The organism is Bacillus sp. FJAT-42315 (assembly GCF_002797375.1).
In the GTDB taxonomy this organism is placed as follows: Bacteria; Bacillota; Bacilli; order Bacillales; family Domibacillaceae; genus Bacillus_CE.
Genome location: NZ_KZ454941.1, coordinates 2,292,303 through 2,310,656, shown reverse-complemented (window position 1 = coordinate 2,310,656; position 18,354 = coordinate 2,292,303). Strand labels below are relative to the sequence as shown.

Here is an 18,354-nt window from a genome sequence, read left to right as displayed (position 1 = left end):
ATAGCATACATAGCACCCACGTCATAATAAATTGAGCAAAAGCAAATAACCAAACCCAGGAAATGGAGCCGATCGCAGAGACATTTAACATAATCCGAGAGAAGTCCTCTTCCTCAAGGAGCGTGAAGGGCATAGTCCGACGAGTAGGGAGGGGATGAATCTCGGTTAGGGACAGCCGAAAAGCGTTTGGTGGAGGACCTCTCGAAATTTGTCGAAAGAAAAAAGGATGGAATTTTCCATTTGTTATTGATGGGAACGTATATTCTTTTTATAATGATGACAAGGGAGGGTGATCTCATGTATCGAACGTTGAAAACGGGCTTTACGGCGCCACAGTCCACGCTTCAACAGTTGTTTCACTTACGTCGAATTTGCGGAACGATTTGGAATGACTGCGTGCAACTGGCTCAGTATTATTACCGGATCTATGGCAAGTGGATCAACAAAAGTGACCTTCAATCTGAACTCAAAGGCTTGTATCCTCTTCACAGTCAGACGATCCAAGCGGTGTGCCACAAGTTTTTGCGTGCCCGAGAAGGAGTTCGCCAAGCAAGAAAAACAAATAAATCCATTCGATATCCCTACAAAGAAAAATTCGTGTTTCCTCCTAAATGGGTCGACAAATCCTTCGTGTTAGAAGGACGGAAACTGATACTTAGCTTAGGAAGATGGCAGGGAAAACAGCAAACATCTCTCATGTTGACGCTTGCTTCGATTCCGACTGGCGTGATCAAAGAAGTAGAACTCGTCTATGACGGCCGATGGCATGCCTGTTTGTCGTATGAAGACGGCATCAACCCTGTACCGATTCAAGATGGTCATACAGCCGCGATTGATCCAGGTGAGATTCATACGATTGCCGCCGTCAGTACGAGCGGACAAGCGTTAGTGATTTCAGGGAGGAAGATGCGTAGCATTCACCGGTTGCGAAACAAAAAAGTGAGAGAGCTGCAAATTCTCATGAGTCGGTGTCAAAAAGGGTCCAGAAAATGGTGCCAATACAATCGAGCAAAAAAGTACATTCTCTCCAAAAGCGAACGGCAACTAGGGGATCTCCTGCATAAGACGACCCGTGCTTTTGTGAACTGGTGCATAGAACAAAAAGTCGGGCATGTCGCTCTTGGCGATGTGGAAGGCGTCCAACGGCACACAAGCAAACGAAACAAAAAACGAAAACGCCTCCGTTCTAAACAAGTGAATCAAAAACTCAGCAACTGGAGCTTTGGAAAACTCACGAAACAGTTGTCTTATAAATTAGAGGCGGTCGGTATCTCATTATCAAAAGAAAGTGAAGCCTACACAACGCAAGCATGCCCTGCTTGTGGAAAACGGAACAAAGTTCGTTCACGAAACTACCGATGCTCTTGCGGATATGAACGGCATCGGGATGTCCACGGTGCAGGGAATATCTTATCCCAGTATTTGCACGGGAAGTTTCGAGAAGTGATGCTAACTAACATCACGTATCTACGTCCTGTACAGGCGTAGTAGATGGGTAGAACCGCCCCAGGGAGAGAATGTCCTCTCTGTTGCTTACGGTGGCAGCAAGCCGTCGGGAGACTTCTTGCGTCAAGACCACTGCTTCCGTATGGGAGCGTCAGTCCCCGAGAAAGACGAAGGTGTCGTGTACACCTATGGACATCGTCCAGATTCTGATATCGAGGGGATCGACAAGAAACCTCCACCTCAAGTGCGAAATGGTAGGTGGGGGAGGTTCATAATAGTTGTGTAGGAAGTTAATAGCGGTAATGAAAAGTAAAAAATTAAGAAAAAAATCGAAACTGGGACAATAAATTTGTTTTTTGTTTGGACTAGATGCTTGAAGTCGCGTCTTTCTGCAATTTTTTCATATTTTGTTTTTTGCTCTGGCGATGTGGAATGTAACAGTGGGTTTTCCATACAATATCCTCCTTTTTATCCCGAAAGCATTTTTCAAATTTCGGAATTATATGTCAATTTTATGAAATTATTAGGGGTTTCTCAATAGAAAGTTCATGAATTTGTCAAATTTTTTTCGACCATGTTTCGACAACACGATCAATCGCATCATAATAGGAAATTTTTATCTTTCCATGTTTTGATATATAATAGAAGAATAGAGATTAAGTAGATTGGACGGATGAGGATGAATGAAGGAAAACAACTAGCGCGATCACTCGTTTTCTTAACAGGAAGACATTTGCGTTTTGTCTATGTTTTGCTTAATGATGTGAAGCTTTGGGATATTGTATCTTCAAAAACGAAGGATGTTGTTTCTAAGGAGCGTTCGGCTCATTTTTATACATGGCTAAGTAAAGAAGCAGAAAAGTTAAATGGGGTGGGTGATAGAGAGCTTCAGCTAGATTTATTGTTATATTTGAGCAAGACGTTGAAATTGCCCGGAAGACTATACAATGAGTTCTATGAAATTGAAACGCAATGTGCCAATATTGTGGAAGCAGTATTCAGTATGTCACAAAAAAAATACAAGCAATTTTCTAATGTGTACGAGCAATTTTCTAATAAAAATAAATTGGAGTTTTTGGTCCATTGGGAACTAGCTGAAATGTACACTCACTTAAATGAACAAAATCAAAGTGAAACTGAAGAGACATCGTCTATGCTTTGGACAGAAGAAATCGTAGCTTTTTTACGAGCTATGCCTAATTATCAACAAGAGCAAGTAAGACAGCAGCTTAGTTTACATGCGTGTACAGCAAATGAATTATCGGAGGCTCTACAAAAGGATGTATTTGCTGTATTTACAGCGATATGCGAACGAGCCGGCTTTCGTTTTTATCAAGAACTTCTCCAAAGTTTTTCAAGAAAAGAGGCGGCTAATGTTCATGATATTGCTTATTTTTCTTGGATGACTCATCCTAATTTATTGCTATCGTTAATTTTTAAAGGAGGAGGCATCCTTTATCGGTACCAGCATTTATTGTTTAATAAAGGGTTACTACCAATCGTTCTTCTGCAAACGACACTGCCATTTCTTTCCGAGGGGGGAGAAAACCAAAGCGATTTGTCGCCATTGTCGACAGCTTGGCAGCAACGTTTTGAACACTATTGTTCCCTGTTAAGAGCAGTGAATGAATTAGTGAAAAAACGAAATGACGGTCAAACAGCTTTAGATATTCTTTACCAAGAACAAAAAACACTAGAAGGGACGAGTAGCCAAACCAATAATTATTACGAACAAATGCTTCAGAAACTCACTCAACTTTTGAAGCAAGATCCATCGAGGCCTTATTTTGGAGAATTAAGTGTAAAACAAAATCGTTTACAAGAAAATTTAAGGAAAGTCAACGAAAAAATAGAGGCGCAACAAGCGTCAACACGCGGGTTGATTGGTAAAGTCTCTTCATTTATGAAGTCAAGCTATTATGGAACTGAAAAGGCGCAGTTAGAGAAAAAACTAGAGAAGGTATTCAGCGAGATTACAGAAACAGTATTAGAAAAATATCCTGATTATGCACCGGAAATCACGCAAGAAATTATTCTTTTAAGAGAACGGTTAGCTATGAACGAACAAAAGTTGATGGAAATAAAGAAGAAAATTCATGAGCTAGAAGAAAATTTGCTACATTTAAAAAACAATGAAAAGGAAGAACGAGAAAAAATAGCCATTGCTGAAAAACAGACATATGGTTTGGCAGAAATGTATCAACTAGTGATGGAAAAAGAAAATAAGCAGTCGATCCACTAAATAAACCTCCGCCACAAGCGGAGGTTTTTTAGTGAAACGAGAGTATGAGGTTTCAATTCCTTGATTGTGGGGAAGATATTTGTTAGGGTTATATAGAGCTTCCTAATCACTCCCAGTGCAAGTTGATACTACCCATTCCCATGTGCACTAATTAGCAATTCAACTAGAGAGGAGAATTTTGTGAGGAGAATTTCTAACGTATTTTGGTATGCAGCTGCACTTGTTTTAGTAGCTGTCATCTTTGGTGTCGTTGCACCAAAGTCATTTGAAACAGTAACAGCCAATCTTCAATCATTTTTTACATCAACATTCGGGTGGTATTATTTAATTTTAGTATCTGTGATCGTTGTGTTTTGTTTATTATTAATATTTAGTCCGGTAGGAGCGATCAAATTAGGCAAACCTGATGAGAAGCCGGATTATTCTACACCAACATGGTTTGCTATGTTATTTAGTGCAGGTATGGGAATAGGTTTAGTATTCTGGGGTGCTGCTGAACCACTGAGTCACTTTGCTAAAACCCCGCCTTTAGCAGAAGCAGGTTCAAATGCAGCTTTAAAAGACTCGATGAGATATGCATTTTTTCATTGGGGCATTCATGCTTGGGCGATTTACGCTCTCGTAGCGTTAGCATTAGCCTATTATAAATTCAGAAAGGATGAGCCAGGGTTAATTAGTGCGACATTAACTCCTATTTTGGGACGTGCAGCGAGAGGGCCACTCGGTACTGTTATTGATGTCATTGCTGTATTCGCCACGCTTGTAGGGGTTGCGACAACGCTCGGGTTTGGGGCAGCGCAAATTAATGGAGGCCTTTCTTATTTACTTGGTATTCCAGTTAACTTTAATGTTCAATTAATTATCATTGTTGTTGCGACAATTTTATTTATTATATCAGCGATGAGCGGATTAGGTAAAGGGATTAAAATTTTAAGTAATACAAATATGGTTCTTGCTGTTGTACTGCTCGTTTTGATGCTGATCGTAGGACCGACATTATTGATTTTTAATATGTTTACAGACACGATTGGATCATATTTTCAAAACTTAATTACAATGAGTTTTCAAATTGCTCCATTAAATGAAGAACATCGCTCTTGGATCAATGGTTGGACGATTTTCTATTGGGCATGGTGGATTTCATGGTCTCCTTTTGTTGGGATCTTTATTGCTCGAGTGTCTAAAGGCCGAACGATACGTGAGTTTTTAATAGGTACACTTCTCATGCCAGCCATTGTCAGCTTTTTCTGGTTTTCTGTGTTCGGTGTATCTGCTATGGACTTGCAAATGTCAGGAACAGTTGATTTAACGAAAAATGCAACTGAAACGGTTTTATTTGCAGTCTTTAATGAGTTCCCTTTAGCGCCTGTATTATCAATTATAGCTATTACTTTAGTAGGGACGTTCTTTATTACCTCGGCGGATTCTGCAACGTTTGTGTTAGGAATGCAAACAACCTATGGTTCGTTAACACCGCCGAATCGTGTTAAATTAACTTGGGGAATTGCCCAATCACTGATTGCTGTTGTTTTATTATATAGTGGCGGATTACAGGCGTTGCAAAATGCATTAATTATCGCAGCGTTCCCATTTTCTTTTATTATGATTTTAATGATGTTGTCTTTATACAGATCTTTATCTATTGAAAGAAGACAGTTGTTAAAGATGTTAAGACCTCAGAAACCAGCCAAAAAATAATGCTATAGTCGGACCACCCTTTCATACAAAGGGTGGTTCTTCCGTGATGGAAACTTGTTTTACTTGCAGTTTTGAGCAAGCTTATCTAATATAGATTCGAACCTATTTTTTATACTTGAGGAGATTAATATGGCTAGACGAAGGTTAAAGAAATCAGTGAAACGAACATTATTTTTGATTCCGCTACTCAGCGTTGCTCTCTATATGTTTATCATTCAAGATCATCCTCAATGGAAGGCGATTCCAAGCGCTTCTATCCCAGAGGAGTTTATTCCAATATATAAAGCAGCTGAAAAAGAGTATGGGGTGCCATGGGAGCTTCTTGCTGCTCATCATCGTGTCGAAACGAAATTTTCTCAAATGGACCCGTTAATTTCGCCAGCAGGGGCAGAGGGGCCTCTTCAATTTATGCCTTGCTCATTTGTCGGTTGGGAGCATCCAACTTGCTCAGGTCTTGGAAAAGGAGATATTCCTGAAAAAGATAAAACGAACCCTGAAGTCATTAAAAAATATGGCGGCTATGGGGTGGATGCCAATGGGGATGGGATAGCGGATCCATTTGATATAGAAGATGCTATTTTTAGTGCGGCTTACTATTTGCAGAAGCATGGAGCGGCAGATGGAGAACTAGAAAAAGCCATCTTTGCTTACAATCATAGTGATAAATATGTGGATGATGTGCTGTATTATTTACAAGAATATAAATCAAATAAATAATAAAAGGAAACAAATATAATGTGGTTGAAAACAAAAGCTAGTTTATTGTTGATTGGGCTTCTTTTGCTCGGTGGCTGTTCAGTTGAAGAAGGAAGTCACGATACAAAGAAAGAACAAGTAGCTGATAATGAAAACAATGATCATACGGGAGAGTTGTCTGCTGAACATGAGAAAGTGAAGGGAATGGTGTCTTATGTAGTAGACGGTGATACGATTGATGTTTTGTTACCGGATAATACTACAGAACGTGTGCGGATGATTCTTGTGGATACACCGGAGACCAAGCATCCTCGTTTAGGTGTTCAGCCGTTTGGACCTGAAGCATCAGCTTATACAAAAGAGCTATTAACGAACAAAGAAATAGAATTAGAAGTAGATGTTCAAGAGCGAGATCAATATGGACGGATGCTTGCTTATGTTTGGCTCGGTGAGCAATTAGTGAACGAGCAATTGATTGCTGAAGGCTTAGCTAGAGTAGCCATTTTCCCGCCTAATACGAAATATGTAGATCGTTTTGAAAACGTTCAAAAAGAAGCTCAGCAGCAAAAAAAAGGAATTTGGTCGATAGAGGATTATGTGACGGATCGGGGATATAATACCGATTCTCAATCAGAGCCTAAGGAATCGAATACTGAATGTGAAATAAAGGGGAATATTTCAAGTTCAGGCGAGAAGATTTATCATGTCCCTGGTGGTCAGTCCTATAAAGCAACGAAAGCAGAAGAAATGTTTTGTACAAAAGAAGCGGCAGAAGCAGCTGGTTACCGGGCAGCGAAACGATAAGCATAGAAGGACGTAGGAGCAGGAACTTTTCTTAATGGGTTGCATAAAATATGGTGTCAACCATTATGTGAAAGGAGTTTCTACTCATGGCTAATGAAAAGCAACCGGAAAAAAGAAGAGAAATGACAGAGGCAGAACGTGAAGAAATGATGAAACGTCGCCATGAATTCTGGTGGGGGAAACCTCGTCCGAACCGAGATGGAAAAGAAAGAAAATAAACTAGTATGATTGGTTCATGAAAAAAACGATCCCTCGTTGGATCGTTTTTTTGTACATGGAAAATGAAATTTTTTAACCGACAGCTTTTATGCGAATAATCTCCTCGATTTCACTGCCTTCGATCGTCTCTTTCGTTAATAAAGCATCGACTAATTGGTGAAATTGTTGTTTTCGCTCTTGGATGGTGCTTTCCGACTTCTTTAAAGCTGCGTGGAAAATCTCCTGCATTTTTGTTTCACGTTCTGTTTCGTTAAAGGTTAATGTAAAACCATCTTGCAACATGCCGGAATCAACCATTTGTTCAATGATTTGTTTCGCTTGCTGAACATCTCCACTCACACCAATGCTATGCTCGCCAAGAAATAATCGTTCCGCTACTCCACCGGATAGAATCATCGCCACTTGATCAAGCAGTTCGGTAGTCGTTGATAAATGGAGATCTTTCGGAATAGGTGCCATATAACCAAGAGCTTGTCCTCTAGGGATGATGGTTGCTTTTCGAACAGAACCCGGTTTTGTGACAGCCTGAACGAGTGCATGTCCTGCTTCATGAATAGCGACTCTTCGTTTCATTTCTGGCTCATGGAGTGAACGAGAAGAATGACCAAGGATAATTCGATCTAATGCTTGATCTAAGTCGTTCTTTTCTATTTGGTCACGACCGTCCCGAATCGCATGTCGGCTAGCGCTCTCAAATAACGAATGTAATTCTGCACCAGAAAAGCCAGAGGTGCTTTGGGCTAGCTGGTCTAAACTCGCGTGAACAGAATCAGATAATTTTCGATCTTTCACATGAATATCAATAATTTCTCGTCGTCCTTTCGTATCAGGGAGCGGGACGAGAAAAGAGAAATCAATTCGTCCTGGTCGAAGAAACGCTTCGTCTAACATATCTTTTCTATTCGTTGCTGCAATAAATAAAATATCATCATTCGCGTGTCCCCCGTCTAACTGAACAAGGAGTTCTGTCAACGTTCTTTCCGCTTCTTCTCCCCCGTGAGCTTTCCTGCGAGCAGCAAGTGCATCTACTTCATCGATAAAAATAACCGCAGGCTTTTGTTTTCGTGCTTGTTCAAATAAGCTACGCACCCTCGACGCACCAACGCCGACAAATAACTCAGTGAAGGCAGAGCCGCTCGCTGAAAAGAAATGAGCGTTTAATTCTTTAGCAATCGCTTGGGCAAGCAGAGTTTTACCTGTCCCTGGTGGACCATAAAATAAAATTCCTTTAGGCGGTTTAATCCCAATCTCTTGCGAACGTTCCTTATTTTTGATGATGGATAGTGTTTGTAAAATCTCTTCTTTCATTTCTGTAGCTAGACCGCCTACATCTGTTAATGAAATGGAAGGTAGTGGCTTCGCTTTTGATAAGCTATTTTTCATGGATTTACTGCTATTAATCCCGCTTTTTTTCTGCTTAAGAATAAAAGCACCTGCTGCGATGAGTACAACAACGAATCCACCGATGATCCAATGATCGGCAGGGGTTTGATCGGAGTAAATATATTTAATGTTATATGTTTCTACTAATCTATCAATTGACTGACTTCCAGGAGAAGTATGTGAGATATATTGCTTATCCTCAGTTGTTAAATATATTGTTCCGTCCGATGTTTCTTGAAGGCTAACTGGTTCTTTCGTATGACTTTGAATGATTTTTTCTATTGAAGAAAAGGGGATCGATACAGCTTGATCTGCATCTCTCATATATATAGCAATTCCAGCGGCAACGACGAGTAACACCGCAAAGAGCGGAAGTATTTTTTTCATCATTTTCGATGTGGAATTCAATCATGTCATCTCCTTTATTGATGTATTCCCATTATAAATCCATTTAGCGACAGATGAATAGATGTAATCTAGTGTAAAATGCACCAAAAAAATCTTTTGTCGAATCTTCAGAAAATACTTTACATTATATTTTATTTGTTATATGTTTATTTCTATAAAACAAAGTTTTATTATCGGAATTATATGTGAGGAGTGAAGAGAAATGGCCGATGTGAAATCCTTAGTAAAGTTGACAACGAAAGGTGCTTGGAATGAAGGAGTGAAAACATCCGTTCATATTAGAGACTTTGCACCGATTGTTATGGATGAGCCTGAAAGTTTAGGTGGAACGGATCATGGAGCGAACCCAATGGAGTATGTGCTTGCTGCATTAACAGGCTGCGCATCCGTTATGATTGCGACTATTTCAAAAGAAAAGAACTTTCAATATAGTGGAGTTGAATTTGAGAACAGTGGAGTGTTAGATGTAAGAGGTCTAATGGGAGTTCCGGGTGTGTCTCCGCATTTTCAAAGAGTTCGTTATCGTGTTCAATTAACAACTGAAGAAAGTTTCGAGCGAGTGGAGGAGCTGAGGCAAGAAGTTGAAAGAAGATGCCCGGTGTATAATATGCTGAATGATTCAGGAGTACAAGTGGACTCAACTTGGGAGATTAAATAATGTAAAAACACACGTGAAAGAGAACGACTCTTTGCGTGTGTTTTATTTTTACCGCGTCAAGGTCATCTGAAAGTGGTTCTTATTGAGCTTGAGGTTGGATGAGGAAACTATATTGATCCATGTAATAAATCGGTTTTTGAGCTTGGCGTTGATCGAGTTCATAAAAAAGCCTTTTGTATTCTTTTATCGTTAAATCTCCATTTAAATAATTTGTTTGAATAAAGTCCAGCAATTCGTTTGAATGAGCAGGTTGACGTTTCTTTAGTAAAATAAATTGATAAATCAATTCTTTCATGATCATATCTTCCCCTCCCAATAGTTGTTGTATAAAAAATGATAACATATATATCCGGTTTGATTCCTTGGAATCGTTCAACATTTTCCACCAATTTTTTTGTTTCTAGGTGATTTTCTTTCTTCATTTATGGTTATTTTTTTAGAAACAGGAGAGGCTAAAAGTTGTTCGAATGATGATAAGGAGGAACAGCATATGCCAAATCAACCAAAGCCAGATGATCGTGCTGATAATGTAGAAAAGCTACAGGATATGATCGAAAATACGGAGGAAAATATTGAAAGAGCAAAAGAAACAATGATGAACGCTGAAGGGGAAGAACGCGCAGCCATTGAAGCGAAAAATCAACGTCGTGAAAACAGTATTGCGGCCTTCCATGAAGAAATGCAGGATGAAGCGAATGCAAGGGAAAATGGATATTTAAATCAGTAGAACGAAAAAGGGGCGTGAGACGATACGTCCCTTTTCTTATGGAGGAAAGGTGTTTAAATTTCTATTTTGCATGAATAAGAGAAAAACAATCAAAATCAACGGCATTGTTTAACAAGTTCTATAGAAAAATGATAAAATGATACAATCTAATAAAGGGGTTGTAATTGGATCATTCTTTCTATAAGTGAAACAAACAGGGGGATTTAAACATATTGTTATGAAAAAAATCTTACATATTTATAAAACAGACTGGTTAAGGTTATTAAAAGTTCCAACAGGTATTCTTCTTGTTATAGCTATTATGTTTTTGCCGTCAGTTTATGCTTGGGTCAATATTGAAGCCATGTGGGACCCTTATTCGGATACTTCGGGTATAAAGGTGGCTGTTACAAGCGAAGATCAAGGCGCCGTTGTTCGAGGGGAAAAAATCAACATTAGCCCTTTGGGTGGGCGCCATGCTGTTAATATCTCTTTTTAGAACAGATATAGATGATCCTAATAAAGAATATAAAAGTTATCACGTGTACTTCGGACGACTATTGACTTTCTTAACGATTGGCTTTTTCCAAGCGATAATCGTAAGTCTTGGAGATATTCTTTTGTTAAATGCCTATGTCGTAGAAAAATTTTGGTTTGTCGTATTTGCCGTTCTCATTAGTGCGGTCTTTGTAACAGTCACTTATACGTTAGTGTCTGTATTCGGGAATATCGGAAAAGGATTGGCAATCATCTTTCTTGTATTACAATTCTCTAGCTCAGGAGGGACATTCCCAGTCAGCTTAACTCCTTCATTTTTTCAAAAAATAAGTCCGTATGGCCCTTTTACTTATGCTGTGAGCTTATTAAGAGAGGCAGTGGCAGGGATGATACCGGAGTTTGTAATAAAAGATGTATTAATTTTACTGTTGTTTATCATCATTTGCTTTGTATTTGCGATCCTATTTAAAAAGCCACTAAGCAAATACACAGAAAAAATGGCTAAGAAAGCTAAAGATACGCAAATTATCGCGTAATCTAATTGTAAAGGTTTATAAAAGATTGCTGCAGTATAACACCGCTCAATAAGAACGGTGTTATACTGTTTCAAGTACTAAATGCAACGATAGGGAGAGGTAACATGAAGATTATCATTGCGGAGAAACCAGACCAAGGCCGCACGCTTGCTTCACCATTCCAAGCGAAGAAAAGGGAAGGTTATTTAGAAATTGAACCGAATCGGCTATTTCCTAAAGGAGCGTACGTCACTTGGGCCATTGGTCATTTAACTCAGCTCTGTCCACCGGAAACGTATGAAGCATCTTGGAAAAAGTGGACATTGGATACTTTACCCATCATTCCAGAAAAGTTTCAATATGAAATCGCTAAGTCTAAATTTAAACAATTTAACCTTGTGAAGAAGCTGTTGAGAAGCCCGGAAGTAACCGAAATTATTCACGCCGGTGATGCTGGACGTGAAGGGGAATTAATTATTCGCAACATTATTCATTTAAGTGGAGTCAATAAGCCGATGAAACGATTGTGGATTTCTTCATTGACAAAAAAAGCGATTGAAACAGGGTTTGAACACTTATTGGATGGAGAAAACACGAAGAATTTATACTTTGAAGCCTACACAAGAGCTTGTGCGGATTGGCTTGTTGGGATGAACGCATCAAGAGCTTATAGTATTTTATTGAAAAAGTATGGAATCAATGATGTTTTCTCAGCAGGAAGAGTGCAAACTCCCACCCTTGCCTTGATCGTGAAGCGTGAGCATGAAATTGAGAAATTTCGTTCAGAACCATTTTGGGAAGTGATTGCTCAATTTAATATTGATGGAAAGCGATACGAAGGCAAGTGGGAAAAAGATGGTGAGTCTCGTTTAAATCAACAGGAGCTTGCTCAAAAGATTGCCGCTTTTTGTCAAGGTAAACGCGCGGAAGTAACAGAATTAAAGAAAGAAAGAAAAGTGTTTCAGCCCCCGCTTCTATTCAATCTTTCCTCCCTTCAAGCGACCGCTAACAAAGCCTATAAGTATTCTCCTAAAAAAACGCTTGATCTTGCTCAATCACTTTATCAAAAGGGAATCATTTCTTACCCTCGTTCGGACTCTACTTATGTCACTCAAGGGGAAGCAGATACGTTTCCAGAGATATTAAAGAAGTTAGCTGCGTTTTCGGCATATGAGCAATTTTTCCCAACCTCTCATGCCTCGCTTGCTTCTAATAAACGGTTTGTCAATGAAGAAAAGGTATCCGACCACTATGCGATTATTCCGACGGAGCAGGTGAAAGACCCCGATAAGCTGTCGGCAGATGAAAGAAATATTTATGATTTAATTGTTCGACGCTTAATTGCTGCTCATTACGATCCAGCGATTTTTGACTATACGACGGTGCAAACGAAAGTAGACGGGCGAGCGGATTTCATCTCAAAAGGGAAGCAACAAATTCAAGAAGGGTATCGTAAAGTGATCTTTCAAAAGGATGAGGACAAGGACGTGATTTTACCTCCTCTTGTTGAAGGAGAATCGGGAATTGTAGAAGAAGTAACAGTGAAGGAAGGAAAAACGCAACCGCCCAAGCGCTACACAGAAGGTCAATTAATTACATTAATGAAAACAGCCGGCAAGTATTTAGAGAATGATGAGTTAGAAAAAGTGCTCAAAAAAACAGAAGGTCTTGGGACGGAAGCGACGCGAGCAGGCATTATTACGATGCTACAGGACAGAAAATATATCGATGTAAACAAAAATCAAGTGTTTGCAACTGATAAAGGAAAAGTGTTAATTAAGGCAATCGGTGATAAAATTTTAGCATCTCCAGAAATGACAGCGAAGTGGGAACAGCGATTAGCGGAAATTGGTGAAGGGAAAGCCTCTCCTGCTGTTTTTATGGAACAGACGAAAAAGTTAACAGCAAAAATCATTTCTGATGCTATTGAAACTTCAAATAATTGGACGTTCGAAGAGTTCGATACAAGCTCGATTCAAAGAAAAACTGGCAAGCGATCTGTCGGGAAGCCGGTAGGGAAATGTCCGAAATGCGGAGGACAAGTCGTTGACAAGAGTACCTTTTACGGATGTGGAAACTACGCCAAAACGAAATGCGATTTCACTCTTTCGAAAAAGATCCTTGGCAAAACGATTTCACAAGCGAACGCCAAGAAGTTATTAGAAGGTGGCAAAACAAGCGTCATCAAAGGCTTTAAAAAAGGGGATAAAACATTTCAGGCCGCTCTTGAGTATAAAAAGGAAGAAAATAAAATTCATTTTATTTTTGAAAATGACTGAGTCAAGTTTAAAGATATTTTATTTAAACCGGAGCAAGATCCTTTGATTAAAATAGAAAAGGTTAAATAAGGTGCAATTGAAATTGGTGAAATCTATGATCAGATTAAAAGGGGAAAAGACGAGTGAAAAAGATGATAAACAACCCGGAAAATGCAGTGAAGGAAATGTTAGAAGGATTTGCTGTAGCCTATCCTGATGGTGTTGAGCTTTTGGCTGACCACTTTGTCATTAAGCGCAAACATTTGAAAAAAGGGAAGGTGGCCATTATTAGTGGCGGGGGAAGCGGGCATGAACCGGCTCATGCTGGTTATGTAGGTGAAGGTATGTTGGATGCGGCGGTGGCAGGAGAAGTATTCACTTCTCCTGCCCCGGATCAAATTTTGGCAGCTATGAAAGCGGTTGACACGGGTGCGGGCGTGTTATTAATTATTAAAAACTATAGCGGCGATGTGATGAATTTTGAGATGGCCGCCGAACTAGCTGAAATGGATGGCATTTCAGTAGAAACAGTGATTGTGAATGATGATGTCGCAGTAGAGGATAGTCTGTTTACGACGGGACGAAGAGGGATCGCTGGAACGGTATTCGTACATAAAATTGCCGGTGCTCTTTCTGAAAGAGGAGCTTCTCTTTCAGAAATTAAACAGGCTTGCGAACGGGCGATTGAACGGATTCGCTCGATAGGAATGGCGTTATCTCCTTGTGTGATTCCAATGAGTGGAAAGCCAAGCTTTTTGATCGGTGACAATGAAATGGAGCTAGGAATGGGTATTCATGGAGAGCCTGGTTTAGAACGAGAGCCGTTAACATCCGCTGCGGAGATTGCTGAAGCGTTAGTAGAAGCTGTGTTACAGGAAAAGGTCTTCCAAGCAGGGGGAGAGCTAGCAGTGATGATAAATGGACTTGGAGCGACGCCGATGATGGAGCTTTATATCGTAAATCGCACCGTTCAGCAATTACTGATAGATAAGGGGTTTCAAGTCGCAAAAACATTTGTCGGCGAATATATGACATCGCTGGAAATGGCCGGTTGCTCACTGACTGTATTTCAATTAGATGAGGAATTAAAAGAATTGTTACTAGCGCCGAGTGATGCACCAGCTTTTAAAAGTTAAGAGAAAGGAGGATACTAGGATGAGATTAACAACAGACTCGGTTGTTTTATGGATAAAACAAGCAAATGATGCGATCCAAGAACATCATGAGTATTTAACGGAGCTTGATCAAATGATCGGTGATGGTGACCATGGAATTAATATGGCGCGCGGTTTTCGAGCAGCTATTGAGCAGTTGGATAGCCGAACATACGAAACACCTGGAGCAGTATTAAAGGATGTAGCGATGGTGCTTTTGTCCAAAATTGGCGGAGCGGCTGGTCCATTATATGCGTCTGCCTTATTAAAAATGGCTGTAGCGATGACGGATGAAAAAGCGGTTCCCTTTTCCCTGTTTCAGCAAGCAGTCAATGAAGCGGTCAAGGCCTTACAGCATCGGGGGAAATCGACCGAAAATGAAAAGACATTGATTGATGTATGGGCCCCGTTTGCTCGTTACTTGTCAGCTCAAACAGATTGGAGCGTGGAAGAGTGGTCTGATGTATTAATCGAAGCGAAAAACAAAACAAAGACGATGCAGGCCACAAAAGGAAGGGCCGCTTACTATAAAGAAAAATCGATCGGTCATCTAGATGCTGGAGCGACTTCCTCCTATTATCTTTTGATGGCGTTGACAGATGTTTTAAAGGAGCAATCAATATGAGCAAAGTAGGCATTGTGTTAATTTCACATAGTAAACAAATTGTAGCTGGTTTATATGAATTGATTCGGCAAGTAGAAAAAGAGGTCATTGTTGCTTGCGCGGGTGGAACAGAGGATGGAAGAATTGGCACAAGCTTAGAAAAAATACAGCAGGCAATTGCAGAGGCGAACAGCGAAGCGGGAGTTTTAATGTTTTATGACCTCGGTTCAGCGAAAATGAACGGCGAGTTAGCGGTAGAACTCAGTGGCGTTTCCAATGTGTATCTTGTAGATGCACCGTTAATTGAAGGTAGCTATATTGCGGCTGTAGAAGCGGGATTAGGAAAACAAGTATTAGCCATTAAAGAAGAAATTGAGAGTTATTATTTACGTTAAGTACTAGTACTGGAGTGACAACATGAATTGGCAAAAGGTAGTAGCGGAATGGGACGATGCCCTATCATTAGAAATAAGAGAATTAAAAAAACAAGGGGGAAGAGGTCTTCCCTTAATGGAGGGAGAGTGCATCGAAAGCTCTTCAGACAAGGCAATTTATCACTTTAAAAGTCTGTTAGACATGCGATTGCCAGAAGGAGTGCAGGTTCGAATAGAAACGGCCAATGAACAAATGAAAGGAACGGTCATTGCTTGTTACGGGAAGGAAATCACGATCGAATTACAAACGTTCCTCACTGACAACATTGAGGAGGCGGAGTTGTTTAGCGAGCCATGGGAATTGTTACAGAAGCTATCTGACCGTTTACAAGAAGCAAGTGAAACAGCAAAGGGTGTTTCTCGTATGAAACAACTGATTCATCCATCAATGCCTGATCAGCATCCGAAAGACAAGGTGAAAAATTCGGTCCACGAAGCGGCTTTACGGGCCCAATATAACCCTGTCACTTACATATGGGGTCCACCTGGTACAGGAAAAACGTTTACGCTAGCAAGAATTGCCGCTAGACATTATGTTAATAAAAAGAAAGTGCTTATTGTTTCGCATAGCAATGCCGCTGTGGATGTCGTTTTAATCGAGCTGATGCATTTTTTAAAAAGCAGAGATAAATGGCATGCAGGAGATATCATTCGTTATAGCCATACAAGTGCATCACAAGCCACTGAATTAAATGAAATGCTTCCAGACAAACTAGTAGAAGAGCGACACCCTACTTTGTACGGACAATATGTGCAGCAAAAAATGAGCAACCAAATGCACCACAACGAAACCGGCGCAAGAGATCAGAAACAAGCGATCAAAGAGTGGCAGGAAAAGCGTGAACAAACGATTGAGAGGGCTTCTGTCATTGGCGTGACGCTGTCTAAAGCAGCGATTGATCCGTTTATTTATGAAAATGACTTTGACCTTGTCATTATTGATGAAGCGAGTATGGCGTTTACACCGCAGCTTGCTTTTGCTGCTACGCTTGGACAGCATACGGTTGTTTGTGGAGATTTTAAACAACTACCTCCAATTGCAGTGAGCCCGCATCCACTCGTACGTAAATGGTTAAGGCACGATATTTTTTATCATTCTGGCATTGAAAAAAATTCGGCTTCTAGCCAAGGGCACCCCCATTTATTTATGTTGAACGTTCAACGACGAATGCACCCTGATATTTCCGCCTTTACGAATAAAGAGTTTTATAATGGGAAAGTTAAAGATGCTCCCTCCTTAGAAATAGAACGGCAATCGATCGCCTTAAAAGCGCCATTCCCAGGAGAAGCTATCGCTTTTGTTGATACGAGTCGTTCATGGCCAACTGCTTTAAAAGAAGAGTATTCTACATCGAAATACAATCTCACCTCGTTATTCATCGCCCTTCAACTATTTGCAGAAGCTAAGGCTTCAGGAATTCAAACGATTGGTTTTATCTCTCCTTACCGTATACAAACTCAATTAATGAACGCTTGTTTAGCGGAGCTCTTTAGTGAGGAGTGGGCCAATCAGTCATTCACAGCTGCTACTGTTCATAAATTTCAAGGCTCTGAACGGGAAATGATTATTTTTGATGCGGTAGATGCTCCCCCTCAGCTCATTTCAGGAGGGTTGCTTAGAGGAGAAGAGAGTGAGCGGTTAATGAATGTGGCGATGACGCGAGCGAAAGGAAAATTTATTTTATTGGCCAATCAATCCTTTTTCGAAAAAACAATGGCTCCTCATGAAAAGTTAAGAAGACTCATTCACTACCTTGAAGCGACAAAACAACCGTATCAGCCTGAGCAATTGTTTAATAAGCGAGATGCAGCAAACACAGTCGTTACACAAGCACTAAACAGCGAAGATACCCTTTGGTTAACGGATATGATGAAGGCAAAAAGATCGATTGTTATTGGATTGCCACCAAAGTCGAAACCGGATAAACGGTTTTGGAGCGTCATTAAGAAGCAACAATCAAAATGTTCCATAAAAATAGTGTGCAAGCTAAAGAAAGTGCCTTTTTCTAATGTAGAGCTAGTCGCAGAAGCTGTTCCTTTCCCTTTTATCATCATTGACTCCAACATCTTTTGGCTAGGGGCTCCTTTAAGGAAAGAACATACGCCAAATGTTCGTTTGCAATGTCGGTCCTTTATTCAGCATTTCTTAAAAATTTTTAGTACGAAAAATAATCGTTTAGAGTTAAAAAATCTGTTCCGATCAACAAAGGAACGGTCGTTTACGTTAGCGAAAGAACAATCATTAAATGAGTATATCGATCTATATACTCGTTGTCCTATCTGTTTAAATAAATGGACGCTTCGAACGACAAAGAAGAAATATATTAGGGTCGAGTGTAGCCATTGTGAACACGGAGAGTTTCTTTCTAAACAGATGTTGCAAGATTATGTGTCAAAGGTTGATGCTAAATGTAAGACTTGTCAATCGCCGCTTCATGCGGAGTGGACTGGAGAGAAAATAGCAGCGGTTTGTTCAGGCGGCGATCAAGAGATCCTTCCTTTTCAGTTTTTGGAGTGATCGATAGACTGATAAGCAATATCGCTATTTCCTTTATTTTGATATAAGAAAAACTTATCAATTCCGATTCAATTCTTGTTATTTACTTATGTAAAAGATTGTATTATGATGAA

Annotated in this window: 18 protein-coding genes and 1 pseudogene; 15 read left to right on the top strand and 4 right to left on the bottom strand. The window is 40.0% G+C overall.

From position 1 onward, the window contains the following. Positions 1-91, bottom strand: a pseudogene (locus CEF22_RS19130) (DUF485 domain-containing protein); the annotation flags it as partial. Positions 92-297: 206 nt separating this feature from the next. Between CEF22_RS19130 and CEF22_RS11300 the strand changes: the two are divergent. Beyond that, positions 298-1,488 carry an RNA-guided endonuclease InsQ/TnpB family protein gene (locus CEF22_RS11300; RefSeq protein ID WP_100402962.1) on the top strand — a complete coding sequence of 397 codons (1,191 nt, stop codon included), beginning with the start codon at positions 298-300 and terminating at the stop codon, positions 1,486-1,488. Positions 1,489-1,686: 198 nt separating this feature from the next. Here the strand turns inward: CEF22_RS11300 and CEF22_RS11295 are convergent, their stop codons facing one another. Continuing rightward, positions 1,687-1,899, bottom strand: a complete 213-nt coding sequence (locus CEF22_RS11295) for a DUF485 domain-containing protein (protein ID WP_100402961.1) — start codon at positions 1,897-1,899, stop codon at positions 1,687-1,689. 226 nt (positions 1,900-2,125) lie between these two features. Here CEF22_RS11295 and CEF22_RS11290 point away from each other — a divergent pair, with 226 nt between their 5' ends. The 5 genes from CEF22_RS11290 (at position 2,126) to CEF22_RS18940 (ending at position 7,104) form a co-directional block, all read left to right on the top strand. Next, positions 2,126-3,688 carry a hypothetical protein gene (locus tag CEF22_RS11290; RefSeq protein WP_100402960.1) on the top strand — a complete coding sequence of 521 codons (1,563 nt, stop codon included), beginning with the start codon at positions 2,126-2,128 and terminating at the stop codon, positions 3,686-3,688. 180 nt (positions 3,689-3,868) lie between these two features. Then, the gene (locus CEF22_RS11285) at positions 3,869-5,386 is read left to right on the top strand and encodes a glycine betaine uptake BCCT transporter (protein ID WP_100402959.1); all 1,518 of its coding nucleotides are present in this window, start codon (positions 3,869-3,871) and stop codon (positions 5,384-5,386) included. 129 nt (positions 5,387-5,515) lie between these two features. Next, positions 5,516-6,103 (top strand): lytic transglycosylase domain-containing protein, encoded by a 588-nt coding sequence (locus tag CEF22_RS11280; RefSeq protein ID WP_100402958.1) that lies wholly within the window; start codon positions 5,516-5,518, stop codon positions 6,101-6,103. A gap of 18 nt (positions 6,104-6,121) precedes the next feature. Beyond that, the gene (locus CEF22_RS11275; protein WP_100402957.1) at positions 6,122-6,886 is read left to right on the top strand and encodes a thermonuclease family protein; all 765 of its coding nucleotides are present in this window, start codon (positions 6,122-6,124) and stop codon (positions 6,884-6,886) included. Between the two features lie 86 nt (positions 6,887-6,972). Continuing rightward, complete coding sequence (locus tag CEF22_RS18940) at positions 6,973-7,104, top strand: hypothetical protein (protein ID WP_269799383.1); 132 nt, start codon at positions 6,973-6,975, stop codon at positions 7,102-7,104. Between the two features lie 73 nt (positions 7,105-7,177). On the opposite strand, the gene CEF22_RS11270 is transcribed toward CEF22_RS18940, so the two are convergent. Continuing rightward, positions 7,178-8,896, bottom strand: a complete 1,719-nt coding sequence (locus CEF22_RS11270; RefSeq protein WP_100402956.1) for an AAA family ATPase — start codon at positions 8,894-8,896, stop codon at positions 7,178-7,180. A 202-nt stretch (positions 8,897-9,098) separates the two neighbouring features. Here CEF22_RS11270 and CEF22_RS11265 point away from each other — a divergent pair, with 202 nt between their 5' ends. Further along, positions 9,099-9,554 (top strand): OsmC family protein, encoded by a 456-nt coding sequence (locus CEF22_RS11265; protein WP_100402955.1) that lies wholly within the window; start codon positions 9,099-9,101, stop codon positions 9,552-9,554. A 79-nt stretch (positions 9,555-9,633) separates the two neighbouring features. Here the strand turns inward: CEF22_RS11265 and yppF are convergent, their stop codons facing one another. Further along, positions 9,634-9,855 (bottom strand): YppF family protein, encoded by a 222-nt coding sequence (gene yppF / locus CEF22_RS11260; protein WP_157843227.1) that lies wholly within the window; start codon positions 9,853-9,855, stop codon positions 9,634-9,636. A gap of 189 nt (positions 9,856-10,044) precedes the next feature. Between yppF and tlp the strand changes: the two genes are divergently transcribed. The 8 genes from tlp (at position 10,045) to CEF22_RS11220 (ending at position 18,241) form a co-directional block, all read left to right on the top strand. Further along, a complete protein-coding gene (gene tlp, locus CEF22_RS11255; RefSeq protein WP_095479428.1) occupies positions 10,045-10,281 on the top strand; it encodes a small acid-soluble spore protein Tlp in 237 nt (78 codons plus the stop codon). Between the two features lie 184 nt (positions 10,282-10,465). Continuing rightward, positions 10,466-10,759 carry a YhgE/Pip domain-containing protein gene (locus CEF22_RS11250; RefSeq protein WP_157843226.1) on the top strand — a complete coding sequence of 98 codons (294 nt, stop codon included), beginning with the start codon at positions 10,466-10,468 and terminating at the stop codon, positions 10,757-10,759. Continuing rightward, a complete protein-coding gene (locus CEF22_RS11245) occupies positions 10,737-11,294 on the top strand; it encodes a YhgE/Pip family protein (protein WP_100402952.1) in 558 nt (185 codons plus the stop codon). Before CEF22_RS11250 ends, CEF22_RS11245 begins: the two co-directional genes overlap by 23 nt. A 104-nt stretch (positions 11,295-11,398) precedes the next feature. Beyond that, positions 11,399-13,552, top strand: coding sequence for a DNA topoisomerase III (locus CEF22_RS11240; protein WP_100402951.1), 2,154 nt, complete (start codon positions 11,399-11,401; stop codon positions 13,550-13,552). Positions 13,553-13,674: 122 nt separating this feature from the next. Next, on the top strand, positions 13,675-14,667 hold the full coding sequence (gene dhaK, locus CEF22_RS11235) for a dihydroxyacetone kinase subunit DhaK (protein ID WP_100402950.1): 993 nt from the start codon (positions 13,675-13,677) through the stop codon (positions 14,665-14,667). Positions 14,668-14,686: 19 nt separating this feature from the next. Continuing rightward, entirely contained in the window at positions 14,687-15,310 is a 624-nt protein-coding gene (gene dhaL / locus CEF22_RS11230) for a dihydroxyacetone kinase subunit DhaL (RefSeq protein ID WP_100402949.1), read from the top strand. Next, positions 15,307-15,684, top strand: coding sequence for a dihydroxyacetone kinase phosphoryl donor subunit DhaM (gene dhaM / locus CEF22_RS11225; protein WP_095479351.1), 378 nt, complete (start codon positions 15,307-15,309; stop codon positions 15,682-15,684). Before dhaL ends, dhaM begins: the two co-directional genes overlap by 4 nt. 22 nt (positions 15,685-15,706) lie before the next feature. Next, positions 15,707-18,241, top strand: a complete 2,535-nt coding sequence (locus CEF22_RS11220; protein WP_100402948.1) for an AAA domain-containing protein — start codon at positions 15,707-15,709, stop codon at positions 18,239-18,241. The last annotated feature ends 113 nt before the right edge of the window (positions 18,242-18,354 follow it).